The sequence below is a fragment of the Sphingomonas kaistensis genome, from assembly GCF_036884275.1.
In the GTDB taxonomy this organism is placed as follows: domain Bacteria; phylum Pseudomonadota; class Alphaproteobacteria; order Sphingomonadales; family Sphingomonadaceae; genus Sphingomicrobium; species Sphingomicrobium kaistense_A.
This window is the reverse complement of the sequence record NZ_CP145607.1, coordinates 1297826-1321520: the sequence shown is the minus strand read 5'-3', so window position 1 is coordinate 1321520 and position 23695 is coordinate 1297826. Positions and strand designations below refer to the sequence as shown.

Sequence of the window (23695 nt, the reverse complement as noted above, 5' to 3'; positions counted from 1 at the left end):
GCTTAGCCTTCCGTGCTCTCGTCGGTGGCCGGCGTAGCGTCGGTCACCTGAGCGTCGTTGTTCTGGGGAGCCGCAGCGGCGGTGCGAAGACCGGCCGGATACGGCGCATTCTCGTTGCGGGCGAGCTTGACCGCGTCCTTGACGGTCAGCCAGCTGCCCTTGTGACCGGGCACCGAGCCCTTCACGAACAGCAGGCCACGCTCCACGTCCGTGCGGACGATCTCGAGGTTCTGCTGGGTGCGGTTGCGGGCGCCCATGTGGCCGGCCATCTTCTTGTTCTTGAAGACGCGGCCCGGATCCTGGCGGTTACCGGTCGAGCCGTGCGAACGGTGCGAGACGGAGACGCCGTGGGTGGCGCGAAGACCACCGAAGCCCCAGCGCTTCATGGCGCCGGCAAAGCCCTTACCCTGGGTGACACCCGAGATGTCGACCATCTGGCCTTCGACGAAGTGATCGGCCGCAATTTCCGAACCGACGTCGAGGAGCGCGTCCTCGGCGACCCGGAATTCGACCAGCTTGGCCTTGAGCTCGACCTCGGCCTTGCCGAAGGCACCGCGCTGCGGCTTGTTGACATTCTTTGCCTTGGCCGAACCGGCACCGAGCTGAACGGCGGTGTAGCCGTCCTTCTCGTTTTCGCGGCGGCTGACAACCTGGACGCCATCGAGCTGGAGTACCGTCACGGGAACGTGACGTCCGTCCGCCTGAAACAGACGGGTCATTCCAACCTTCTTGGCGATCACGCCAGTGCGCATGATCTTGCACTCCTCACAGAGGCCTGACCCGTTACCGGGAAAGGCATGCAGCCCGTGAAATAGTGCGTCGCCCCGCCTGGGCTATTCCTGCCGAAGCAGGAAGCGGGGGACGCAGACCGGGCAACCTCGAAAGAGGCCTCCCGCGGTATCCCGTAGTTCTTGGCGCAGCAGGATCGCTTCAGAAGCGATTCAACCGCCGCTCCGCAGCCCTTAGGCCAGTTTGATCTCGACGTCCACCCCGGCAGCGAGATCAAGCTTCATTAGTGCATCAACCGTCTGGGGGGTCGGCTGAACGATATCGAGCAAGCGCTTGTAGGTGCGCACCTCGAACTGCTCGCGCGACTTCTTGTCGACGTGCGGCGAGCGGTTGACGGTGAACTTCTCGATGCGGGTCGGGAGCGGAATGGGACCACGGATGAGCGCGCCGGTGCGGCGGGCGGTGTCAGCGATGTCGCCGGTGGCCTGATCGAGCACGCGGTGATCGAAGGCTTTCAGACGAATCCGAATATTCTGAGTTTCCATGGGTTCCACTACCGATTGCAAAGAGCCGCTGGACGGTTGCCCGCCCAAGAGAACAAGAGGCCGCAGCCGACTGGTCCCGGTTGCCCGGGTCGGTGTGACCCCTACGCTGAAACTTGGTGACGGGGACGAGTCTCCGTCGGAAGGGCGCCTCTACAGAGGACGCGGGGGGAGATCAAGCCCTCTCCGGCATTTGTTCCCGCGTGCCGGCGCGCCCCGCTTACCGGCTCCGGGCGATCCTGAGCCGCGCCTTCAACAGCGCTTCCACCGCAACCCGCTCGGAACGCTCGATCAATTCGTCCTTGGAGGTGCCGACCCACGAACCGTTGGGATCGCTGTAATTGCGGCTTGCCGTGGTCTCGCCGTCGAGCGCTCGCTCATAGGCAATGCATTTGGTCCGGGCCTTGGCAAGGACGCTCGACGCCGCCTCGTCGGTATATGCGCCGATCCGCTGCACCTGGGTGATCAGGCACCGCGCATGCGCCCGGTCGCGGGTCAGCAAAGGCGAGGCCGAAGCCGCCTGTGCCAAGCCGAGGAGACAGATCGACGCGGCGACGGAAAGCGACAGGCGCATGGGCTGGCTCCTCATTGTGCCCCATGGAATATCATGCCGGCCCCCTGCGGAAAAGAAGCGTCCCCCTGCCCCATCAAGAATCATTCGACCTCATAAGCAAGCAGATCGCCCGGTTGGCACCCGAGCTCGCGGCAGATCGCCTGCAAGGTGGAAAAGCGGATCGCCTTGGCCTTGCCGGTCTTGAGGATCGACAGGTTGGCGAGCGTGAGGTCCACCCGCTCGGCCAGTTCGGTCAGGGTCATCCCCCGCTCCTGCAGCAAGCCGTCCAGCCTGACCGTGATCGCGCTTCCGTCGGCACCGGGCATCAGACGGTGCCGTTCAGATCTTCGCGCATGGCCGCGCCCTGGCGAAATACGCGTGCCAGAGTGAAGAGCACCAGCACGATGATCACCGCATTCAGATCGTAGACGCTGAAATCGAGCGAATCCGGGCCACTCCCCTCGGGGCGCACGAGGTTCGCGAGATGCAGGCGCAGCGCTCCGACCAGCAGGCTCAGCACCTTCACGCCGAGGAAGAGCCATGCCATGGTCTTCAGTCGTTCGGCGTTCCGGGGGGTGAACGGGTCGCCTTCACCGGCACTGACGATGATGGCCCGCAGATGGCCGAAAAAGCGGAACAGCGCGGCCAGGATCAGCGCCAGCATCGCAAAGATGGCGACGACCGCCAGCGGAGAGGCGGCGAGGATATCGCTTCGAAAGCCGTCCCCCACCCCCGGCAACAGACCCTGGCTGCGCAACAGGATGACGGGGATTAGAAACACGAGAAGGCCGCACCCCATCCCGCATACCCATTGCAGCAGCCGGACAAACGTCGCGCCGAACGACAGCAGAGTATCTTGGGCATGAGCGGTCATGGCGAGTCTCCGGTTTCGATATCGATTATCGATACAGCGACTCAGACTTATCGGCAAACAATATTATCGTAAAACAATATGCCGCCGCGCGGCCATCTTACATGCCGCATGCAAAAAGCCCGAGGCCTCTTGCGAGATCCCGGGCCTTTCCCCAGCGTTCGGAAGCGTCAGAGAGCCTACTTGATGATGGTGCAGGAGACCGGCACCGACCGACGCCGCGGCCTGCACGAATGGTGAAGCGGAGGCCGTGGTGACCCAGGCCCTAGTGCTCACCCAAGACATGAAAAAGCGAAGCTCACCACTTCAGGCGGCAGACGAGCGTCGCGCAGTCGATCCGGGGCAAACGCTACTTGCGGGCCTTGCGAGCAGCGTAGCGGGCGTCGCGGGCCGCCTTCATCTCCTCGGGCGAGGCTGGCTTGAGGCGGGCCGCCTTCAGCTCGGCGGCTACTCTTGCCGCTTCGGCGTCGGCAGCTTTTCCGGCGGCCTTTTCGGCCTTGAGACGCGCCGTCTCCTCCTTTTTCGCTGCACGCTCGGCGAACAGCCTCTGCTGATCGGCTTCCCAGGCTTCGCGCCGGGCGGCCAGCTCGGCGGCATCGGGCGCGGGCCTCGACGCCAGCTTATCGAGGGCTTTCTGCCTGGCCCGGTCGGCCGCGGCCGCGCGATCCTGAAACGAAGGGTCCTTGAAGGAAGACACGATGGATTCTCTTTTCAATGATTGGTTCTGACCACGTGAAAGGCCCGGCGCCTCTTGCGAGACACCGGGCCTTATCTCACTTGGTTCCCCGCACCATCAAGGTGCGAAGAGCTTACTTGGTGATGGTGCCCACAACGCCGGCGCCGACGGTACGACCGCCTTCACGGATGGCGAAGCGCAGGCCCTGGTCCATCGCGATCGGCGCGATGAGCTTGACGCCCAGGGTCACGTTGTCGCCCGGCATGACCATCTCGGTGCCCTCGGGAAGGGTCACTTCGCCGGTCACGTCGGTGGTGCGGAAGTAGAACTGCGGACGATAGTTGGCGAAGAACGGCGTGTGACGGCCACCTTCGTCCTTCGACAGCACGTACACTTCGGCCGAGAAGTCGGTGTGCGGGGTGATCGAGCCCGGCTTGCAGAGCACCTGACCACGCTCCACGTCGTCGCGAGCGACACCGCGGATCAGCGCGCCGATGTTGTCGCCGGCCTGGCCCTGGTCGAGCAGCTTGCGGAACATCTCAACGCCGGTGACGACGGTCTTCTTGGTGTCCTTGATGCCGACGATCTCGACTTCTTCACCCACCTTGACGATGCCGGTTTCGACACGGCCGGTGACGACGGTGCCGCGACCCGAGATCGAGAACACGTCTTCGATCGGCATCAGGAACGCCTTGTCGAGCGGACGCTCCGGCTGCGGGATCCAGGTGTCGACGGCTTCCATCAGCTTCAGGATGGCCTGCTTGCCGATCTCTTCGTTGCTGTCCTCGAGGACGGCGAGCGCCGAACCGGCAACGATCGGAATGTTGTCGCCGTCGAAACCGCGCTTGGAAAGCTCTTCACGGATTTCGAGCTCGACGAGCTCGAGCAGCTCGGGATCGTCGACCTGGTCGACCTTGTTAAGGAAGACGACCATGGTCGGAACGCCGACCTGCGCCGCGAGCAGGATGTGCTCCTTGGTCTGCGGCATCGGGCCGTCAGCGGCCGACACCACCAGGATCGCGCCGTCCATCTGCGCCGCGCCGGTGATCATGTTCTTCACATAATCGGCGTGGCCCGGGCAATCGACGTGCGCATAGTGGCGGTTCTGAGTCTCATACTCGACGTGCGCGGTCGAGATGGTGATGCCGCGCTCGCGCTCTTCCGGAGCCTTGTCGATGTTCGCGAAATCGACCTTCTGGCTCAGGCCTTCCTCGGCCAGAACCTTGGTGATCGCCGCCGTCAGCGACGTCTTGCCATGGTCGACGTGACCGATGGTGCCGATGTTCACGTGCGGCTTGTTCCGCTCGAATTTCGCCTTCGCCATTTTACGCCTCTTCTTAAGATAAGGTGCTCAGGGCCCGCTCGCCCGATTGCGAGCGCGCCCTTAGCGTCAAAAATCAGGTTACGCCAGCTTCGCCTTGACCTCGTCCGCCACGTTCTGCGGAACTTCGTCATAATGCGAGAACTGCATCGAGTACTGAGCGCGGCCCTGGGTAAAGGACCGCAGCTGGTTCACGTAGCCGAACATATTGGCCAGCGGGACCATGGCTTCAACCACCTGGGCATTGCCCCGGCTGTCGGTGCCCTGGATCTGACCACGGCGGCTGTTGATGTCGCCGATCACGTCGCCGAGATAATCCTCGGGGGTGACCACCTCGACCTTCATCACCGGCTCGAGCAAGGTGATGCCGGCCTTCTGGGCGGCTTCACGCATTGCGCCGCGGGCGGTGATTTCGAACGCCAGCGCCGACGAGTCGACGTCGTGGTAGGCACCGTCATACAGGACGATGTCGAAATCGATGATCGGGAAGCCGACCAGCGAACCCGTCGCCGCCGTTTCACGGAAGCCCTTTTCGATCGCGGGGATATATTCCTTGGGAATATTACCGCCCTTGATCTCGTCCTTGAACACGATGCCCGCGCCGCGCTCACCCGGAGTCAGCTTGACCTTGACGCGGCCGAACTGGCCGGTGCCGCCCGACTGCTTCTTGTGGGTGTAGTCGATGTCGACCGGCTTCTTCAGATATTCGCGATACGCGACCTGCGGAGCGCCGACATTGGCTTCGACCTTGAACTCGCGCTTCATGCGATCGACCAGGATCTCGAGGTGGAGCTCGCCCATCCCCTTGATGATGGTCTGGCCGCTTTCGTGATCGGTGGTGACGCGGAACGAGGGATCCTCGGCGGCCAGGCGATTGAGGGCAACGCCCATCTTCTCCTGGTCGGCCTTGGTCTTCGGCTCCACGGCGACTTCGATCACCGGCTCGGGGAATTCCATGCGCTCGAGCACGATCGGCTTGGCCGGGTCGCACAGCGTATCGCCGGTGGTGGTCTCCTTGAGACCCGCGATCGCGACGATGTCGCCGGCACGCGCTTCATCGATGTCCTCACGCGAATTGGCGTGCATGAGGAGCATACGGCCGATTTTTTCCTTCTTGTCCTTCACCGAGTTCAGGTAGCTGCCCTTTGTCAGCGTGCCCGAATAGATGCGGGTAAAGGTCAGCGAGCCGACGAACGGATCGTTCATGATCTTGAACGCCAGCGCCGAGAACGGCACGTCGTCCGACGCTTCGCGGCTATCGGCTTCCTCGGTGCCCGGCTTGACGCCTTCGACCGGCGGAATGTCGAGCGGGCTCGGCAGATAGTCGACCACGGCGTCGAGCAGGGGCTGGACGCCCTTGTTCTTGAACGCCGAGCCGCAGACGATCGGAACGAAGTCCATCGCCAGCGTGCCCTTGCGGATCAGACGCTTGAGCGTGGCGGTGTCCGGCTCGTTGCCTTCGAGATAGGCTTCCATCGCCTCGTCGTCCTGTTCGACGGCGATTTCGATGAGGTCGCTGCGATACTTGGCGGCCTTTTCCTTCAGGTCATCGGGGATGTCCTGATATTCGAACTTCGCGCCCAGCGATTCTTCGAGCCAGATGATCGCGCGGTTGTTGACCAGGTCGACCAGACCCTTGAAGCCGCCTTCCATGCCGATCGGCAGATACAGGACGGCCGGGCGGGCGCCCAGGCGCTCGACGATGGTGTCGACGCAATAATAGAAATCGGCACCGGTGCGGTCGAGCTTGTTGACGAAGCACATCCGCGGAACGCCGTACTTGTCGGCCTGACGCCACACGGTTTCCGATTGCGGCTCGACGCCGGCAACGCCGTCGAAGCAGGCAACCGCGCCGTCGAGCACGCGCAGCGAACGCTCGACTTCGATGGTGAAGTCGACGTGGCCCGGCGTGTCGATGATGTTGATCAGATGCTCTTCGCCCTGACCGTCCTCGGCCTTCCACTTGCAGGTGGTGGCAGCCGACGTGATCGTGATCCCGCGCTCCTGCTCCTGCTCCATCCAGTCCATGGTGGCGGTGCCTTCGTGCACTTCGCCGATCTTGTAGGACTTGCCGGTGTAATAAAGGATGCGCTCGGTCGTCGTCGTCTTGCCGGCGTCGATGTGCGCCATGATGCCGATATTGCGGTAACGCTCGAGCGGATGGCTGCGGGCCATGATCTTGGGTTCCTTAGCGATGTGGGGAGCCGGCCTTGTGGCCCGCTCCCCACGATATAGGTGCTTGTTTTACCAGCGCCAGTTTTTACCAGCGGTAGTGGCTGAAGGCGCGATTCGCTTCGGCCATGCGGTGGGTGTCTTCGCGCTTCTTCACCGCGTTGCCACGATTCTGGGCGGCGTCCATCAGCTCACCCGACAGGCGGGCGGCCATGGTCTTTTCCGAGCGGGCGCGCGCGGCCGAGATCAGCCAGCGGATCGCCAGCGCCTGGGCGCGAACGTCGCGCACTTCGACCGGGACCTGATAGGTCGCACCGCCGACGCGGCGGCTGCGGACTTCGATGCCGGGCTTCACGTTGTTCAGCGCATCGTGGAAAACACCGATCGGCTCACGCTTCAGGCGGGTCTCCACCACGTCGAGGGCACCGTACACGATGCTCTCGGCAACCGACTTCTTACCGTCGAGCATGATGTTGTTCATGAACTTCGACAGGGTGATGTCACCGAACTTCGGGTCCGGCAGGATCTCGCGCTTTTCTGGGCGACGACGACGGGACATTTCGTATTCCTTCTTCGAGCGGCGCGCCTGCGATTCTCACGCGGCGCGGCCAACACACCAGCTTACTTCGGGCGCTTGGCGCCGTACTTGGAGCGCGACTGACGGCGGTCCTTGACACCCTGGGTGTCGAGCACGCCGCGAAGCACGTGATAGCGCACACCCGGAAGATCGCGCACACGGCCGCCACGGATCAGCACAACGCTGTGCTCCTGGAGGTTGTGGCCTTCGCCCGGAATGTAGCTGATGACTTCGCGCTGGTTGGTCAGGCGGACCTTGGCCACCTTGCGCAACGCCGAGTTCGGCTTCTTCGGAGTGGTCGTATAGACCCGGGTGCAGACGCCGCGCTTTTGCGGGTTCTGTTCCATCGCAGGGACCTTGCTCTTGGCCTTCTGCGGCTCGCGACCCTTGCGGATCAGCTGGTTGATCGTTGGCATGAAGCCCTTCACCTTGTTGCAGCGGGAAGACCCCGCGGTTACTTTGGCTGTTCAAGCGGGAAAACCGGCCAACCCGAAGGCCGCCGGCCAATCCTGCGCACAAACAAACGCAATGTTCAGCTCTGTCCGCGGGATACAGGACCCGTGCGGACGTGCGGCCCCTTAGCGAAGCCCCCGCCGCCGGTCAACCGTTCAGGGCCGGCTGACCATCTCGCCGCGGGCCATCACGAAGGCGATCGTCTTCAGCACCTTGACGTCCGCCAGCGGGTCCCCGGCAACCGCGATCAGGTCGGCACTCTTGCCGGGTTCGATCGTGCCGATCTCGCTCGACAGGCCGAGCAGTTCGGCATTGTTGACCGTCGCCGCCTTGATCGCCTGCGCCGGGGTCATGCCGAACTTCACCATCCATTCGAACTCGTCGGCATTGCGGCCATGCTTGGACACCCCCGCATCGGTGCCGAAGCAGATTCGCACGCCTGCCGGATGTGCCTTGGCGAGGCTTTGCCCGGTGATCCCTATCCGCCAGTCGATCTGCTTCTTCACCGCCGGCGGATAGGCGTTGGGGTCCTTGGCCAGCCGCTCGAGATAGCCGTTCACGGTCGACAGGGTCGGCACGTAACAGGCGTTGGCGGTCTTGAAGAGCCGCACCGTTTCGTCGTCCATGTCGGTGCCATGCTCGATCGAATCGGCTCCGTTGCGGAGCGCCAGCTTGGTTCCGTCGCGGCCGTGCGAGTGGACGGCGACCTTTTTGCCATAAGCGTGCGCGGTTCGGATCAGCGCTTCCGCTTCGTCCTGCTCCATGCGGGTCATCAGCCCGGTGCCGCTGTTGACCCCGCCGGTGGTGGCGATCTTGATGACATCGGCGCCGCGGCTGACCTGCAGACGGATCGCGCGGCGGCAGTCGGCCGGGCCGTCGCACAGATGCTGGGTCGAGCTGTGCGCGTCGACCATGTCGTTGGTGCCGTTGCGCCCGTCCATGTGGCCGCCGGTGGTGGAGATGCTCTGCGCCGCGGTGACGATGCGCGGCCCCTGCACCCAGCCGCGGGCAATGGCGTCGCGTAGCGCCAAGCTCGCCCCCGCTTCCCCGTCGCCGAGATTGCGCACGGTGGTAAAGCCAGCCCGCAGCGTCTTCATCCCGTTCCACTGCGCTTCATAGGTGCGAAGCGGCACGCTTTCGGTGAATTCGGACAGCAGCCCCTCGTTGCCCGCCCGGTCACTATCGAGATGGACATGCGCGTCGATCAGCCCCGGCAACACCGTCTTGTCCTTGAGGTCGATCAGCTGGCCCGCGGCAGGCTGATAGCCGGCAGTGACGCTGACGATCCGGCCATTGTCGACGACGATGGTGGACGCCCCGCGCACCGCTTGGCCGGGCACGGCAAGCAGTCGTCCGGCATGAATGGTAATCGGCGCCGCGGTCGCCCCGCTGCCAAGGATGATCGCCCCACCGGCCGCTGCCAACCACGCTGAGCGCATCCCTTTTTCTCCCCCATCCGCCCTTCGATTGCCCCGCCCACCTGCGGAGGCCGATCAAACTGGCTGCACCCTGTTAGCCCGCAATGCGGCAAGCGCAACCAAGGCGAAGCCGGCGGCAATCGGCCAGACGAGGATGCGGACCATGAAGGACGCATGCAGGGCGGTGTGCTGGCGGAACAAGGCGAACCACAGGAAGATCAGCGTGGCGGAGGCCGCCAACAGAAGACATTCAGGATCACGATGCCGCGCGAGACTCACTGCGCCCAGTCCGAGCGCCAGGCAAAGTGTGCCAGCCGCGGTGACCCACGTGCCGGGGGTCAGCGATTCCAGGTTGAGCAGAAGCTGCGAGGTCACGGTCAGTTCGGTCCAGCCAGGAGGAAGCTCGCTCCCGACCCGGTTCAGCGCTTCAATTCCCATCTGGAACAGGTCGCCGGTGCCGAACAGGCTTGCCACCAGCACGACCTTCGTCAGCGCGGGGATCGCCGCGCCTAGACCGAAGGCGACCAGACCCAGCGCAACCAAATGAGGCGAACGCTCAGCCTTGCGAAGCGCGAACCAGCCGAGCCCCAGGACCATCGCACCGCCCAGCGGCAAGCCGCCGGTCAACAGTTCGAACATCATCGTGAGCGCTCCGAAGATAGCCGCGCCGACGATCCATTCTCTTGCCCCCATCGCGCCGGCCCGCACCGAGAGGATGGCGAGAAAGCCGATCACGATCAGGTCGGACGGGCCGTTGCCAAGCATTTCCCCGAACCATTCGAGACCAAAAAAGCGGCCGAAGGCGAGCGTCGCGACGAGGAAGACCAGGCTTTCCTCCCGCCGCGACCCGTCGATCAGGCGCAACAGCGAAACCGCCGCGCTTGCCAGCAGGAGGATTGTTAGCAGAGCCTTGGTAAAAGCCTTGATGCCGGCGACCTCGAAATGCGGCAGCAAGTAACGCAACAGCACCGTCTGCCCGTGCAGGTAATTGTGGTAATAAGCGGTGGCGTTAGGGCCCGTCCCGTCGTTCAGGTCACGGCAGACATCCTGGGTCGGGTCAGCCGGGTTTACCGGACTGACGAACAGCTTCTCGCGTGGTTCACGCTGCTCGAGAGCCATGATGGTGATCAGGCAATCGTTGAACCGCTGCTGCACGGGAATGCGGTCGCCCGCGATCTCCATGCCGAGCGCCTGCGCGCGAAAGGCTTCCGCGATGCGCCCCTCTCCGCCTCGGCCAAGGCTATGCCAGGAAGCCAGGTAAAAGGTAGCCGTCAGGGCAGCCGCGACAAGAGCGGCTATCCCCAACAGCTTCATCTGACCAAGCTTTGCCCTTTCCAGAGCAGGGTACATCAGCATTCACGGGCCCTACGCCAACCAGACGGCCAAAGATGACCGCTCGTGGTTAACAGGCCGTCAAGGCCGGGCCCTCACTCGGTGGTCTTGCCGTCCCATTCGTCGTTGTCGTGATCGGCTTCGGCCTGATCCTTGGTCTTGTGGACGACCTGATCCTTGTGCTCGGGCGGGCCGTAGATCGAATAGAATTGCAGCGGCTCCTCGCCGGTGTTCTTCACATTGTGGCAGGCGCCCGCGGGCACGATCACCGCGAAATCGTCCTCGACCTTATTCTCCACGCCGTCGATCACGACCACGCCCTCGCCTTCCTCGAAGCGGAAGAACTGGTCGCGGTCCTCGTGAGTCTCCTCACCGATCTCCTCGCCCGGGGCGAGGCTCATCAGCACCAGTTGCAGATGCTCACCGGTATACAGCACGCGGCGGAAATCGTTGTTGGCGATGGTCGCTTCTTCGATGTCGGCGCAATAACCCTTCTTGCTCACTTGATCTTCTCCAACGAATTGAGATGTTTCTGGACCACGCCCGTTACCTTGGCGGCATGATCCTTGAGCGGCCCGGCAGGGGCCGCGGCGAGATAGGCGTTCACCTTGGCCAGCGTGTCCTGATGACCGACACGCTGATCGCCGAGATAAAGCTGGTCGAACTCGGCGCCGCTCTTGGAGCGAAGCGCCTCGATCTTGGTCTGAAGCTCGGGCGGAAGCGTGGCGGAGACCGGAATGCCCGCCTGACCCGCCGCCGCCTTCAATTCCGCCGATGCCTTGGTGTGCTCGTCGATCATCATCTGGGCATAGGTCTTGATCGACGGCAGCGTTGCCTTGTCGAGCGCGAGGCGGCTGCTCTCGATCTCGTACATGTCGGCGGCTGCGGCCGCCTGCACGAAGGCCTGGTCGGCCGAGACGTTCGCCGCCGCCCCCATGTTGCCGTCGACGTTGGCGCTATTGTCGATCGACGCTTCGTCGGTCATCCCTTGCGTCTGGTTGTTGCTGACGCTGGTGCCGTCCTGCTTGCAGGCGGACAGCGACAGCGCACCGACGGCGGCGACGGTGAGGAAAAGCTTGTTCATGGGTCGGGCGCCTCGGCTATGAAGTCGTGGCTTGAACCCGGCAGGGGGCGGCTCGTTCCGCTCAGCCTTTGGGCGGTATCTCGCCGGCGATCACACGGCCGCCCTTGATGACCGCCGCGGGCCGTTCGAGCACGCGCACGTCGGCCAGCGGATCGCCGCTCACCGCCACCATGTCCCCGAACCGGCCGACCGCGATCGCGCCGACGTCTTTCTCACGGCCAAGTGCCTGCGCGGCGTTGCGCGTCGCGGCGCGAATCGCTTCAAGCGGCGGCATGCCATAGCGGACCATCACCGCGAACTGCCGTGCCCCAAGCCCGTGGGGCATCACCCCGGCGTCGGAGCCGAACACCATCTTCACGCCCGCGCGATAGGCCTTGCCGAAATTCTGGCGCTGGATCTCGCCGATCTCGCGATCCTTGCGCAGATTGTCCTCGAGGATGCCGTTCTTCTTGCCTTCGGCCTGGGTGTAGTCGGTGTTGTAGATATCCATCGAAAACCAGCACGGCCGGGCCCGCGCGGCGCACAGCTTGATGCCTTCGTCGTCGACCAGGCTGGCATGCTCGATCGTATCGATCCCCGCCCGCACCGCCGCCTTGATCCCGTCGGCACCGTGGGCATGGGCGGCGACTCGCAGGCCCCATTGATGCGCTTCCTCGGCGACCGCGCGGAGCTCTTCTTCGCTCATCTGCTGCTGGCCGGGCTCGGTGTTGCGCGAGAAGACGCCGCCCGTGGCGCAGACCTTGATCACCTCGGCCCCATATTTGCGCTGCCGCCGGACATTCGAACGGAATGCCTGCGGGCCGTCCGACACGCCTTCCTGCGGGGTTTCGAGGCTGGGCGGCAGATAGGTCGAATCGCAATGACCGCCGGTTGCCCCCAGAGAGTAGCCCGCCGGCACGATCCGCGGGCCCACCGCATAGCCGCCGTCGATCGCCTGCTTGAGCCCAATATCGTTGCGGTGGGACGAACCGACATTGCGCACCGTGGTGAAGCCCGCGTCCAGCATGTCGCGCGCATTCTTGACCGCCGTCATGCCAAAGAAGCTGTCGGTATATTCAAGCCCGCGATAACCGCCGATATCGGCCGGGCTGTCGAGATGGACGTGCATGTCGATCAGCCCCGGCACCAGCGTCTTGCCACTGAGCGCGATGTGGCGAACGTCCGAACTCCACCGCACTGTGCGCGCATCGGCGACCGCGGTGATGCGCCCGTCGTCGCCGACGAAGATGGCGGGATAATCGACCATCCTGCCCGTCTGGACGTCGAGCATCCGGTCGGCGGTGACCACCACCTTTTCGGCGGCGGCCGGGCTGGTCAGCAGGGCCGCGGCCGCGGCGGTGAAAGCCAAACGCTTCATCGAACAATCCCCCTCGTGTCGCGCCTACCTTGAGCGCAAGGGGGCCCCCTGCGCAACTGGCCTTAGCATTGCCTGCGCGGCCAGCGACACCATCTCTTACCTCATGCCTACCCTGTCAGTCCTCGATCTCGCCCCGATCCCGCAAGGATCGGACGCCGGCGACGCGCTCCGCAATTCCGCCGACCTTGCCGCCCATGCCGAACGCCTCGGCTACAAGCGCTACTGGATGGCCGAGCACCATTCGATGCCCGGCATCGCCAGCGCCGCCACCGCCGTCGCGCTGGCTTTCGTCGGCGCCAATACCTCGACCATCCGGATCGGCGCGGGCGGGATCATGCTGCCCAACCACGCGCCACTGACCATCGCCGAACAATTCGGCACACTGGAAGCGCTTTATCCCGGCCGGGTCGACCTCGGCCTCGGCCGAGCGCCCGGCACCGACCAGGCCGCCGCTTATGCGCTGCGCCGCAATCTCCAGTCCGACGCCAACCAGTTCCCGCAGGACGTGCTGGAGCTGCAATCCTATCTGCGCGGGGGTGAGCAGCGGGTCCGCGCGGTGCCGGGCGAGGGCATGGACATCCCGCTGTGGATCCTCGGCTCCAGCACCTTCGGCGCGCAATTGGCGGCGATGCTCGGCCTCCCCTACGCCTTCGCCTCGCACTTCGCGCCGGGGCAGATGATGGACGCGATCAAGATCTATCGCGAGACCTTCCGCCCCTCGGCCCAGCTGGCCGAGCCGTACGTCATGCTCGGCTTCAATGTCATCGCCGCCGACAGCGAAGAGGAAGCACATCTCCTCGCAACCTCGATCCAGCAGGCGTTCGTCGCGCTGCGTACCGGTACGCCGGGCAAGCTGCCGCCGCCCCAGGCCGGCTTCATGAATACGCTGCCGCTTCAGGCGCGAGCGATGCTCGACCAGTTCCTGTCAGCCTCCGCGATCGGCAGCCCGGACACAGTCCGCCGCCAGGCGCAGGATTTCCTCGAGCGCACCGGCGCCGACGAACTAATCGTCACCGCCCAGATCCACGATCACGGGGCCCGCCGCCGCTCGTACGAGCTGCTGGCCGAGGCCGTCATGCAGGAACCCGCGCTCGCCGCCTGATCACATGTGCAGCACGCGCCCGTCCGCGGCGAGGATGCTTTCGTGCATCATCTCGCTCAAGGTCGGGTGCGGGAAGACCGTCTGCGCGAAATCCTCGTCGATCAGCTCGGCGGTCTTGCCGACCGTATAGCCCTGGATCAGCTCGGTGACCTCGGCCCCGATCATGTGCGCGCCGAGCAGTTCGCCGGTCTTCGCGTCGACGACCGTCTTGATGAACCCCTCGGTTTCGCCGAGCGCGATGGCCTTGCCGTTGCCGATGAAGGGGAATTTGCCGACCTTGACCTCATGGCCAAGCTCCTTGGCCTTGGCCTCGGTCAGGCCGACGCTGGCGATCTGCGGGTGGCAATAGGTGCAGCCCGGGATGTTCGACCGGTCGAGGACATGCGGATGCACCTCCTTGTTGCCGAGCTCCTGCGCGATCGCTTCGGCGGCGGTGACGCCCTCGTGGCTCGCCTTGTGCGCCAGCCACGGCCCCGGCGTGCAATCGCCGATCGCCCACAGGCCCTTGGTCTTGGTCCGCCCGTACGGATCGATCTGGATGAAACCGCGCTCCATCTCGACCAGGGCGTCGATCCCGACGTTCTCGGTATTGGGCACGATCCCGACCGCGACGATGCAGTGGCTGAAGTCCTGTTCGCTTGCCTTGCCGTCCTTGCCCTTGATCCTGGCCTTCACACCCGAGGCCGACGCCGCGATCGACTCGACGCCAGCGCCGGTCATGATCGTCATGCCCTGCCGGGTCAGGCTCTTCTCGAGCAGCGCCGAGACTTCGGCATCCTCGACGGGCACGATCCGGTCGAGCATCTCGACCACGGTCACCTCGGCGCCCATGTCGTTGTAGAAGCTAGCGAACTCGATTCCGATCGCGCCCGAGCCGATGATCAGCAGCTTGCTCGGCAACTCGGGCGGGGTCATGGCATGGCGATAGGTCCAGATGCGCTGACCGTCGGCTTTGGCGAACGGCAGGTCGCGCGCCCGGGCGCCGAGCGCCAGGATGACGTGCTTGGCGCTGAGCTGCTCCTCGCCCTTGTCGCTCTTCACCGTCATGCTGGTCGGGCCGGTCATCGTGCCGGTACCCATGTGCACGGTGATCTTGTTCTTCTTCATCAGGTGCGTGACGCCCTGATTGAGCTGCTTGGCGACACCGCGGCTGCGCTTCACCACCGCCGCGAGATCGGCTTCGATCTTGCCGGCAAGCGTCAGGCCATAATCCGCCGCATGCTGCGCATAATGCAGGATCTCGGCCGAGCGCAGCAGCGCCTTCGTCGGGATGCACCCCCAGTTGAGGCAGATACCGCCCAGGCTCTCGCGCTCGACGATCGCGGTCTTCAAGCCCAACTGCGCCGCCCGGATCGCCGCGACATAGCCGCCGGGCCCTGAGCCCAGCACGATGAGGTCGTAATTCTCAGCCATGGTCTTCTTCCTTCGCCGCGATCGGCCGCGGCCTGTTGTTCTCGTCGAGGGCGACGAAGGTGAACTCGCCCTCCGCCACCAACGTCTCGGCGTCCCCGTCCCGCTCCCGCGCGATGCCTTCGGCGCGCAGCAGCAGCGAGCTGCGCCCTTGCCTTAGCAGCTCGACATAAACGCTAAGCTCGTCCCCCACCGCCATCATGCCCGGAAACCGGAGCTTCTCCGCCCCGACCAGGATCGCCTTCCCCGCGCTATGCCGCGACGCGAAGCTCCCGCAGGCGAGCCCCATCTGCCCCATCAGCCAGCCCCCAAACACGCCTCCATAGGGGTTGGTGTCGGTCGGCATCGCCGTGGTGCGGATCAGCGCGTCGCGCGCCATCTCAGGCAACGAGGCCGAGCGGGCTTTCGATCAGTTCCTTGAGCGTCTTCATCAGTCGCGCGCCGTCGGCGCCGTCGATGGCGCGGTGGTCGAAGCTGCCGGTGACGCTCATCACGGTGGCGACGGTCAGCTCGTCACCCTCAACCCATGGCCGCTTCTCACCCGCTCCCACCGCGAGGATCATCGCCTGGGGCGGGTTGATGACGGCGTCGAACTGCTTGATCCCGAACATGCCCATGTTCGACAGGCTCGCGGTGCCGCCCTGATATTCATGCGGCTGCAGCTTGCCTTCCTTGGCTCGGCCCGCAAGCTCGGTGACTTCCTGGCTGATCCTGCTGACCGACTTGGCCGCCGCGTCGGTGACGATCGGAGTGATCAGGCCGCCCGGAATGCTCACCGCGACCGAGATGTCGGAGCGCTTGTACATGATCAGCTGATCCGGCGTGAAGCTGACGTTGCACTCGGGCACCGCCTCCAACGCGACGGCCAGCGCCTTGATCAGCAGGTCGTTGACGCTGAGCTTGATCTTGCGGCCCGCCAGCCCGGCGTTCAGCTCGCTCCGCAGCTTGAGCAGCGCGTCGAGGCGGACGTCGACCGTCAGATAGATATGCGGGATCGTCTGCTTCGCCTCGCTCAAGCGGCGCGCAATCGTCTTGCGCATGTTCGAAAGCTTGACGGCCTCATGCGGAATATCGGTGCTGAACGGCTGCGCCGGAGCGGCTGCGGCCGCCGGAGCAGCGGCAGCAGGCGACTCGGCCGTGGCCTGCGGCTGGGCAGCAGCACCGCCGGCAGCCTTGCCGAGATCGGCGCGAACGATTCGCCCGCCGGGGCCCGAGCCCTGCAACGTCGACAGGTCGATCCCCTGCGCCTCGGCCAGCTTGCGCGCCAGCGGGCTCGCCTTGACGCGATCCTGCCCCTCTCCCCTCGCGGGAGAGGGAGGAGCCGCGGCAGCGGCGGAGGGAGAGGGGGCGGCGGGAGTTGCTGGCGCAGCCGGCGTTTCAACCGGCGCCTTGGATACGGAAGCCGCACCTGCCCCCTCACCCTGGCTGCCTGCAGCAGCCTGTCCCTCTCCCGCGGGGGGAGAGGGAGTATCGACTTCTTCCCCCTCGCCGCCGATCAAGGCGATCGGCGTTCCGACCTTCACTCCGTCGGTGCCTTCGGCGACCAGGATCTTCGACACCACGCCCTCATCGACCGCTTCGAATTCCATGGTCGCCTTGTCGGTCTCGATCTCGGCCAGGATATCGCCGCTCGACACCGTGTCGCCTTCCTTGACCAGCCATTTGGCCAGCGTCCCTTCTTCCATCGTCGGGGACAGAGCGGGCATCTTGAGTTCGATCGCCATGATGGACCTTTGGAGCTTCGGGAGTGACGGGTTCAATTCCCCTGAAAGACGATGGCCTCTTGCCCGTCAAGCAGCGGCGAGGCAGGGACAGGGGATGAACGGGGTAACACGCACCTATCTGGTGGTGATGGACGACAGCGGGGAAGCCCGCGCCGCCCTTCGCTTTGCCGCCCGCCGCGCCGCCAAGACCGGCGGCAGGCTGGAGGTGCTGGCGCTCATCGCCTCGCAGGATTTCGTGCAATGGGGCGGGGTCCAGGCCGCGATCGAGGAAGAGCAGCAGCTCCGCATCGAAGCCGAAGTGGCGGCGGCGCTTGGCGAATTGCCCGGCACCGAGGGTCTGCGCCCCGGCGCGATCATGATCCGCGCCGGCGAACCGGCGGCCATCGTCCGCGATCTTCTCGGTGAGCGTGAAGACATCGCCGCCCTGGTGCTCGGCACCGCCCCGTCCGGCGACCCCGGCCCACTGGTCGCGGCCTTTACCGGAAGCGACTCGGGCAAGCTCCCCTGCCCGGTGATGCTGATCCCGGGCGGGCTCAGCGATGAGAGACTTGAGGCGCTGAGCTAGTCCGAGCCATCAGCTCGAACTAGCTCAGTCACGATGCTTAGCCCGCGAGCGTCACATCCTGGTCAAGGAAAGCCCGCCCCGGCATGCCGAGCGGCATTTCCGCGCTTGTGCCGGTGACGAAGAAGCCCGCAATCGGAAGGGCGACCACCGCACCCACGACGCCGGCCGTGCCGGTCTCGCCACGGCTATTCATGTCGCCCCGAAGACGAATGTTCGCGCCGTTCACGTTCACAGACTTCATCTCAAGGTAGATGGCACCCGACTTGCCCCACATGCCCTTGTTGCGGACCTGCGTAAGAACGCCCTCGACGGGGCTGCGTGCTGGAATGACGACCTTGCCATTCAGCAAAACGTCCTGCGCTACTTCGAGGTTTACCCGCTGCCCCACCTTGAGATTCTTGCCTTTGGTGGTCAGCGCCTGTGCCAACACCACCGGGATCGGCGCGCCTGCGCGCAAAACGTTGGACGTTGCAGGCGCAACAATCATCTGCGGAGCCGACGGCACCACAACGACGGGTTGCGAAGCAGCAACGGGCTGGACGCCAAGCGCCAGCGCATAAAAAGCGAAATTGAACACTGAATTCCCCCATTAACGGTCCGAATGACCGAGCGGGGAAGGCTAATGCAATTGAGTGCGTTATCAATAGCTACAACAAAACTGGTTAAAGCCGTTCCGCCAGCAACTTGCAGATCGCGACACAGCCTGCTTCGTCCTCGGCGTCGAAGCGGGCTTTTTCGGGCGCGTCGAGATCGAGAACCGCAAGCAACTCGCCGTCCCGCACGATCGGCACCACCAGCTCGCTCTGGCTCGCCGCGTCACAGGCGATGTGGCCGGGGAAGGCATGAACGTCCTCGACCCGTTGCACCGCCAGCGTTTCGGCCGCCGCCCCGCACACTCCGCGCCCGAACGGAATGCGGATGCACGCCGGGCGGCCCTGGAACGGCCCCAGCACCAGCTCGCCCCCGACATTGCGATAAAAGCCCGCCCAGTTGATCCCCGGCAGCGTCTCCCACAACAACGCCGCCGCATTGGCCATGTTGGCGATGCCGTCGGGCTCGCCCGCGGTCAGCCCATCGAGCGCGGCGAGAAGGTCGGCGTAGAGCGTCGCCTTGTCGGCCGCTTCGATCTTGAAATCGTACATGGGTGCTTCCTGGGTCGGGTTCAGCGAAGCGGCGGGACGTCGATCGTCCGCGCGGCCGGGTGATGCTTGTCGAGATGTTTCTTGATGATTCGCAGGTTGCGCGTGTTCGAACGGAAGAAATAATCGGGGATCGCGCCCACGAACGGGATCAGGCCGAGCAGCCAGTCGATTCCGATATTCTTGCCCATCCGCAGCACCTGCCACTTGCTCATGCCAAGGTTGCGGCCTTCCCACGCCAGATAGGCGCCCAGCCCCGCGCCGACCGTCGGCCCGATGCCGGGCACGAAATCGAGCAACACGTCGAGGCCGACGCGCTTGTTGGTGCCGGGGATCGGCAGCGCGCGCTCCAGCAGATGCTCGAGGGCTTCGATCCGCTGGCGGCAATGCTCGGGCGTCCTTCCGAGCGGCAGGTCGCGGACATAGGGCGTGGGGCGTACGGTCATGTTTCCTAATTTCGTGCGCCGTTCGCGCTGCGCAAGTCCGTCAGCGTGTGCCGGGCGAAGCGGTTTTCCGCAAACCCTTCGACATCGCGTCCGGCAAGCGACCAGCGCACCGGCGCCGCGACGGGCATGAACAGCACCTCGGCGCGCATGATCCGCTCGGCATCGGCGAAAAAGCGGACGCGCTGGGGCGGGAAGCCGGTCAGCCGCGCCGCGTCGAGCAACTGGTCGGCTTCTTCCGAGCAGACCGGCACATATTGGCAGCGGAACCGGCGCAGGAACCAGGCCGGCGAGGCGGACGGCGCGACCTCGTCGATGAAGCGGAAATCCGCCGTTCCTTCGCCCGCATCCTCGACTTGAAGGCCAAGCGGGCCCCAATCGGCGGCAAGCCGCTGGAGGATGATCTCGCCGCCCGGCCCGCCCGGCACCGCGACCCGGATGGTGGGGCGTGGCGCTTCGGCCGGGGCGTCCCCCCCATCACTTTCGGCGGGAACAGGTGGCGGAAACAGGGTGCGGGCGCGCTCGACCAGTTCGGCCCGGCGCTGTTCCAGCGTCAACGCGGCCCATGGCGGCTGGGCATATTGCGTGAAACCGTCGACCCCCGGCTGGAGCAGGCTCACCCGTGGCTGAAGCCCCGGCACGCCAAGCGCCGCGACCATCGCCTCCCGATCGATCGCTTCGTCCAGTAGCGCACGGATCGCCGGGTCGGCGGCTGGCCCCTCGCTCCGCGCCGGAACCAGCCCGAACAGGCCGATCACCGGATCGACCCGAAGGCTTCCGCGCGGCAGCTTCACCACCGCCGTCAGCGGAAAGTCCGACACGGTGCCGCCCAGCACCAATTCGGTGTCGCCATCGACGAACATCTTGATCGCGGCCGGCGCGGCGGCGGCGGCGAGCCGGACCCGCTGCTCCTGCGCTTCGTCGCCATCGAACCCCGGGAGCGTCCGGGTCAGCTGAAGATGATCTTCTTCGCGGACCACAGTGAACGGCCCGGTGCCGCTGTTCCCCCGCACCAAGGCGAAATGCGGCTGGGCTAGCAGTTGCAACAGGTGCGACCGAGGCGCGCTCAGCTCCACCGCGATCACCCGGTCGGTCATCGCGACCACCTCGCGCACCGCGCCCACCGTATCGAACAGAACGTCGCGCCGGCGCCGGGCGAGCTGGCGCTCCATCAGCCGCACGACATCGCGCGCGCGGACCTTGCGCCCGTCGCTCCAGGTCGCGCTGCGCAGCCGGAACACATAACTCAGCCCGTCGTCGCTGACCGCCCAGCGTTCGGCGAGACCCGGCGCGATGTCGCCCGACGCATCGAACCGCACCAGCCCTTGCGCGACATTGCCGACGAGCAACAGGTCGCCCGGGCTGAGATCGCCCGACAACGGATCGGCGAGCCGCGGCAGGCGGTCGGCGATCACTAACGCGCGGACCTCGCCGCTTTCGGGCTTGCGGCAGCCGTTCAGCCCGGCGACAGCCGCAAGCAGCATCAGGACGGCAACAGACGGCTTCATTCGGCGCGAGGGCTTGGCGATGGGCACGCCCATCCTCTAGCCGAGCGAGGCCGCCGAGACCAAGGGCGTCGGCGCGAAGAAGTCCTAGTCATGGCCGCCTAGCTGTATTAGGGCATTAGATCACCAACCGAGTTTTGAGTGCATGGCGGATCGCGATTCACCCTGGCAGCGAGACGGTCGCAACGTCGAGGATCTTCCCGATCCCTTCGCCGAGCCGTTGTTCGGCGGTGCGACTCCGACGGTGAAGCGCCGCCATTGGTGGCAGCGCGACACGGCCCGGCCGATCGCCGTAGAACGGCCGGTCGTGACCTCGGTCGAAGCACCCTCCACCACCTGGCTCGACCGCTCGGAACGCGCCGCCTTTTTCCGCAACGGCGGCGCCGAACCTCCGCCTCCCCCGCTGCCGCCCGAACCATCGGTCGATGCCGCGCCGCGCCGCCCGTGGCTGCGCTGGGGCGCGATGGTTTTCGGCGCCCTGCTGCTCATCACCCTGCTGTGGCTGATTGTCACCGCCCCGCTCGGCCGCGCGCTCGAACCCTTGCCCAACCCCGCCATGCTGATCGTGTCGAGCGAAGGCCGCCCGATCGCCCGCCGCGGTTCGATCAAGGAAGCCCCGGTCGAGATCGCCAAGCTGAAGCCCTTCACCCCCGGCGCCTTTGTCGCGATCGAGGACCGTCGCTTCTATCGCCACTGGGGCATCGACCCGCGCGCGATCGGCCGGGCGATGGTCGCGAACTTTCAGGCAGGCGGCGTGCGCCAGGGCGGCTCGACGCTGACTCAGCAGCTCGCCAAGACCAGCTTCCTGTCCTCCGACCGCGCCATGAAGCGCAAGGCGCAGGAAGTGATCATCGCCTTCTGGCTCGAAGGCTGGCTGACCAAGGACGAGATCCTCTCGCGCTACCTGTCGTCGGTCTATTTCGGTGACGGAGTCTACGGCCTGCGCGCCGCCTCGCGCCATTATTTCGGCAGGCAGCCCGAGCAACTCACCCTCGCGCAATCGGCGATGCTCGCCGGCCTCGTCCAGGCGCCGAGCCGGCTTGCCCCGACCCGCAATCTTGCCGGCGCGCGCAAACGCGCCGCCCTGGTGCTCGCCGCCATGCGCGACACGGGCGCGATCACTCCGGCCCAGGCCCGCGCCGCGCTCGCCGCCCCCGCGCGCCCGGTGCGCCGCACCCAGAAGGTCCCAACCGGCACCTATTTCGCCGACTGGATGGCGCCGCAGGCCGCCGACGCGTTCGAAACCGACTTCGGTGAAGTGAAGGTCGTCAGCACCCTCGACGCCGACCTCCAGCGCCTTGCCTCGCGCGCAGTCGGCAATGCGGCGCTCGGCCCGGGTGTGCAGGCCGCGCTGGTGGCGATGCGCCCCGACGGCCGGGTCGTCGCGATGGTCGGCGGCCGCTCCTACAAAGAATCGTCCTTCAACCGCGCGACGCAAGCCCGCCGTCAACCCGGGTCGGCGTTCAAATTGTTCGTCTATCTCGCCGCGCTGCGCTCGGGCTATCGCCCCGATTCGATCGTCCAGGACAAGCCGATCACGATCGACGGCTGGAGCCCTGCCAATAGCGATGGCGTGTTCCGCGGGCCGGTGACGCTGCAACAAGCCTTTGCCCGCTCCAGCAACGCCGCCACCGTGCGCCTGTCGGAAGAGGTCGGCCGCGCCCAGGTCCTGCGCACCGCGCGCGAACTCGGCATCTCCACCCCGCTGCCCGATTCGCCCAGCGTCGCGCTCGGCACCGCGGGGGTCAGCCTGCTCGAACTCACGTCGGCCTATGCCGCGGTGGCGAGCGGGCGTTATCCGATCAAAGCGACCGGCCTCCCGCCCAGCCCCGCTGCGGCCCAGACCCGAGACTTCACCGCTACCTTGTTCGGAAGCGGCGGCGGCCGCCTCGACGAGGGTCGCGATTGGCGGCCGATGCTCGACCTCCTGTGGGCCGCGGCCAACGAAGGCACCGGCCGCAAGGCCGCGCTCGCCACCCCGACCTTTGGCAAGACCGGCACCAGCCAGGACAATCGCGATGCGCTGTTCGTCGGCTTCGCTGGCGATCTGGTGGTCGGCGTGTGGGTCGGGCGCGACGACAACAAATCGCTCGGCAAGAAGGTATCGGGCGGGACCACCCCGGCGCAGATCTGGCGCAATTTCATGGCTCCGGCGCTTAGCGTCGACGGGCGCAGCGCGTCGGCGCTTCCATCCGGTTATAAAACCCCGCGCCGCGCGTCCGGCCCGAATCCGCAAAACGCGCCTATAATGGACAATATCGAGACCTGGTTCGAACGCCTGTCCGCTGCCGCCGACAGCTTTCTCTCCGAAAGCCGGTGAAAACACAGAAAAGTGGTGAACGTATTTTTACCTGCCCGTTCAACCACTCCTTAACTCCTTGCCTCCTAAAACCACTCTCGACCGAGGGGCGATCTGAGCGCCCGCCGGTGCCGGGGCCACCCCCGGGGACCAAGTGGAACAGGAGACCGGACATGACCAATTTCATCAAGATGCTGAACAACGAAGACGGCGCCACCGCGATTGAATACGGCCTGATCGCCGCCCTCATCGCCGTCGCCGCGATCACCGCGCTGACCAGCATCGGCGGCAACCTCAACAAGACCTTCACCAACGTCGGCGCCAACCTCAACAAGACGGCCTAACCGCCGTCCGGTTGAAACCGGTGTGACGGGCCCCGTCGCCGTCCTCTCCAAGAGGCGGCGGCGGGGCTCTTCGTTTGTG

At 65.5% G+C, this 23695-nt stretch carries 26 protein-coding genes; 4 read left to right on the top strand and 22 right to left on the bottom strand.

All coding sequences use genetic code 11. The features are described 5' to 3' along the window. Nucleotides 1-2 precede the first annotated feature (2 nt). The 15 genes from rplC to V6R86_RS06380 all read right to left on the bottom strand — a co-directional run bounded on the left by rplC (nucleotide 3) and on the right by V6R86_RS06380 (nucleotide 13085). Entirely contained in the window at nucleotides 3-752 is a 750-nt protein-coding gene (gene rplC / locus V6R86_RS06450) for a 50S ribosomal protein L3 (RefSeq protein ID WP_338502988.1), read from the bottom strand. 210 nt (nucleotides 753-962) lie between these two features. Continuing rightward, complete coding sequence (gene rpsJ / locus V6R86_RS06445) at nucleotides 963-1274, bottom strand: 30S ribosomal protein S10 (RefSeq protein WP_028969184.1); 312 nt, start codon at nucleotides 1272-1274, stop codon at nucleotides 963-965. Between the two features lie 217 nt (nucleotides 1275-1491). Further along, a complete protein-coding gene (locus tag V6R86_RS06440) occupies nucleotides 1492-1845 on the bottom strand; it encodes a hypothetical protein (RefSeq protein ID WP_338502981.1) in 354 nt (117 codons plus the stop codon). 80 nt (nucleotides 1846-1925) lie between these two features. Further along, a complete protein-coding gene (locus V6R86_RS06435; protein ID WP_338502979.1) occupies nucleotides 1926-2150 on the bottom strand; it encodes a helix-turn-helix transcriptional regulator in 225 nt (74 codons plus the stop codon). Beyond that, entirely contained in the window at nucleotides 2150-2698 is a 549-nt protein-coding gene (locus tag V6R86_RS06430; RefSeq protein WP_338502977.1) for a DUF2975 domain-containing protein, read from the bottom strand. The genes V6R86_RS06435 and V6R86_RS06430 overlap by 1 nt, the downstream gene beginning before the upstream one ends. 346 nt (nucleotides 2699-3044) lie before the next feature. Continuing rightward, nucleotides 3045-3392 (bottom strand): DUF6481 family protein, encoded by a 348-nt coding sequence (locus tag V6R86_RS06425; RefSeq protein ID WP_338502975.1) that lies wholly within the window; start codon nucleotides 3390-3392, stop codon nucleotides 3045-3047. Between the two features lie 112 nt (nucleotides 3393-3504). Next, the gene (tuf, locus tag V6R86_RS06420; RefSeq protein ID WP_338502974.1) at nucleotides 3505-4695 is read right to left on the bottom strand and encodes an elongation factor Tu; all 1191 of its coding nucleotides are present in this window, start codon (nucleotides 4693-4695) and stop codon (nucleotides 3505-3507) included. A gap of 78 nt (nucleotides 4696-4773) precedes the next feature. After that, on the bottom strand, nucleotides 4774-6867 hold the full coding sequence (gene fusA / locus V6R86_RS06415) for an elongation factor G (protein ID WP_338502973.1): 2094 nt from the start codon (nucleotides 6865-6867) through the stop codon (nucleotides 4774-4776). Nucleotides 6868-6952: 85 nt separating this feature from the next. Then, nucleotides 6953-7423, bottom strand: a complete 471-nt coding sequence (rpsG, locus tag V6R86_RS06410; protein WP_314443216.1) for a 30S ribosomal protein S7 — start codon at nucleotides 7421-7423, stop codon at nucleotides 6953-6955. Between the two features lie 62 nt (nucleotides 7424-7485). Then, nucleotides 7486-7857: a 30S ribosomal protein S12 gene (rpsL, locus tag V6R86_RS06405; protein ID WP_028969180.1), complete on the bottom strand. Its 372-nt coding sequence runs from the start codon at nucleotides 7855-7857 to the stop codon at nucleotides 7486-7488. Between the two features lie 192 nt (nucleotides 7858-8049). Next, entirely contained in the window at nucleotides 8050-9333 is a 1284-nt protein-coding gene (locus V6R86_RS06400) for an amidohydrolase family protein (RefSeq protein WP_338502971.1), read from the bottom strand. Between the two features lie 54 nt (nucleotides 9334-9387). Continuing rightward, nucleotides 9388-10626 carry a hypothetical protein gene (locus tag V6R86_RS06395; protein ID WP_338502970.1) on the bottom strand — a complete coding sequence of 413 codons (1239 nt, stop codon included), beginning with the start codon at nucleotides 10624-10626 and terminating at the stop codon, nucleotides 9388-9390. A 113-nt stretch (nucleotides 10627-10739) separates the two neighbouring features. Next, nucleotides 10740-11147, bottom strand: coding sequence for a cupin domain-containing protein (locus tag V6R86_RS06390; RefSeq protein WP_338502968.1), 408 nt, complete (start codon nucleotides 11145-11147; stop codon nucleotides 10740-10742). After that, the gene (locus V6R86_RS06385; RefSeq protein WP_338502966.1) at nucleotides 11144-11728 is read right to left on the bottom strand and encodes a DUF4142 domain-containing protein; all 585 of its coding nucleotides are present in this window, start codon (nucleotides 11726-11728) and stop codon (nucleotides 11144-11146) included. The genes V6R86_RS06390 and V6R86_RS06385 overlap by 4 nt, the downstream gene beginning before the upstream one ends. A gap of 61 nt (nucleotides 11729-11789) precedes the next feature. After that, the gene (locus tag V6R86_RS06380; protein ID WP_338502965.1) at nucleotides 11790-13085 is read right to left on the bottom strand and encodes a metal-dependent hydrolase family protein; all 1296 of its coding nucleotides are present in this window, start codon (nucleotides 13083-13085) and stop codon (nucleotides 11790-11792) included. A 103-nt stretch (nucleotides 13086-13188) separates the two neighbouring features. On the opposite strand from V6R86_RS06380, the gene V6R86_RS06375 reads away from it, so the two are divergent. Then, nucleotides 13189-14187, top strand: a complete 999-nt coding sequence (locus tag V6R86_RS06375; RefSeq protein ID WP_338502964.1) for an LLM class flavin-dependent oxidoreductase — start codon at nucleotides 13189-13191, stop codon at nucleotides 14185-14187. On the opposite strand, the gene lpdA is transcribed toward V6R86_RS06375, so the two are convergent. Genes lpdA through V6R86_RS06360 form a run of 3 tightly spaced genes read right to left on the bottom strand, consistent with a single transcriptional unit; the run spans nucleotide 14188 to nucleotide 17321 of the window. Next, the gene (lpdA, locus tag V6R86_RS06370; protein ID WP_338502963.1) at nucleotides 14188-15600 is read right to left on the bottom strand and encodes a dihydrolipoyl dehydrogenase; all 1413 of its coding nucleotides are present in this window, start codon (nucleotides 15598-15600) and stop codon (nucleotides 14188-14190) included. Next, nucleotides 15593-15976 carry an acyl-CoA thioesterase gene (locus tag V6R86_RS06365; RefSeq protein WP_338505430.1) on the bottom strand — a complete coding sequence of 128 codons (384 nt, stop codon included), beginning with the start codon at nucleotides 15974-15976 and terminating at the stop codon, nucleotides 15593-15595. Before V6R86_RS06365 ends, lpdA begins: the two co-directional genes overlap by 8 nt. A gap of 1 nt (nucleotide 15977) precedes the next feature. After that, nucleotides 15978-17321 carry a pyruvate dehydrogenase complex dihydrolipoamide acetyltransferase gene (locus V6R86_RS06360; RefSeq protein WP_338502962.1) on the bottom strand — a complete coding sequence of 448 codons (1344 nt, stop codon included), beginning with the start codon at nucleotides 17319-17321 and terminating at the stop codon, nucleotides 15978-15980. A gap of 94 nt (nucleotides 17322-17415) precedes the next feature. Between V6R86_RS06360 and V6R86_RS06355 the strand changes: the two genes are divergently transcribed. Further along, the gene (locus V6R86_RS06355) at nucleotides 17416-17886 is read left to right on the top strand and encodes a universal stress protein (RefSeq protein WP_338502961.1); all 471 of its coding nucleotides are present in this window, start codon (nucleotides 17416-17418) and stop codon (nucleotides 17884-17886) included. A gap of 37 nt (nucleotides 17887-17923) precedes the next feature. Here V6R86_RS06355 and V6R86_RS06350 read toward each other — a convergent pair whose 3' ends face one another. From V6R86_RS06350 to V6R86_RS06335, 4 genes are all read right to left on the bottom strand, one after another. Continuing rightward, complete coding sequence (locus V6R86_RS06350; RefSeq protein WP_338502960.1) at nucleotides 17924-18463, bottom strand: hypothetical protein; 540 nt, start codon at nucleotides 18461-18463, stop codon at nucleotides 17924-17926. Nucleotides 18464-18548: 85 nt separating this feature from the next. After that, nucleotides 18549-19028, bottom strand: coding sequence for a GAF domain-containing protein (locus V6R86_RS06345; protein ID WP_338502959.1), 480 nt, complete (start codon nucleotides 19026-19028; stop codon nucleotides 18549-18551). Between the two features lie 20 nt (nucleotides 19029-19048). Next, complete coding sequence (locus V6R86_RS06340) at nucleotides 19049-19471, bottom strand: DUF4112 domain-containing protein (RefSeq protein WP_338502958.1); 423 nt, start codon at nucleotides 19469-19471, stop codon at nucleotides 19049-19051. Between the two features lie 5 nt (nucleotides 19472-19476). Then, nucleotides 19477-21003, bottom strand: coding sequence for an ABC transporter substrate-binding protein (locus V6R86_RS06335; protein ID WP_338502957.1), 1527 nt, complete (start codon nucleotides 21001-21003; stop codon nucleotides 19477-19479). 115 nt (nucleotides 21004-21118) lie between these two features. On the opposite strand from V6R86_RS06335, the gene V6R86_RS06330 reads away from it, so the two are divergent. Both V6R86_RS06330 and V6R86_RS06325 read left to right on the top strand, forming a co-directional pair. Then, a complete protein-coding gene (locus V6R86_RS06330; protein ID WP_338502956.1) occupies nucleotides 21119-23293 on the top strand; it encodes a transglycosylase domain-containing protein in 2175 nt (724 codons plus the stop codon). 152 nt (nucleotides 23294-23445) lie between these two features. Continuing rightward, a complete protein-coding gene (locus tag V6R86_RS06325; RefSeq protein ID WP_338502955.1) occupies nucleotides 23446-23616 on the top strand; it encodes a Flp family type IVb pilin in 171 nt (56 codons plus the stop codon). Nucleotides 23617-23695: the final 79 nt, after the last annotated feature.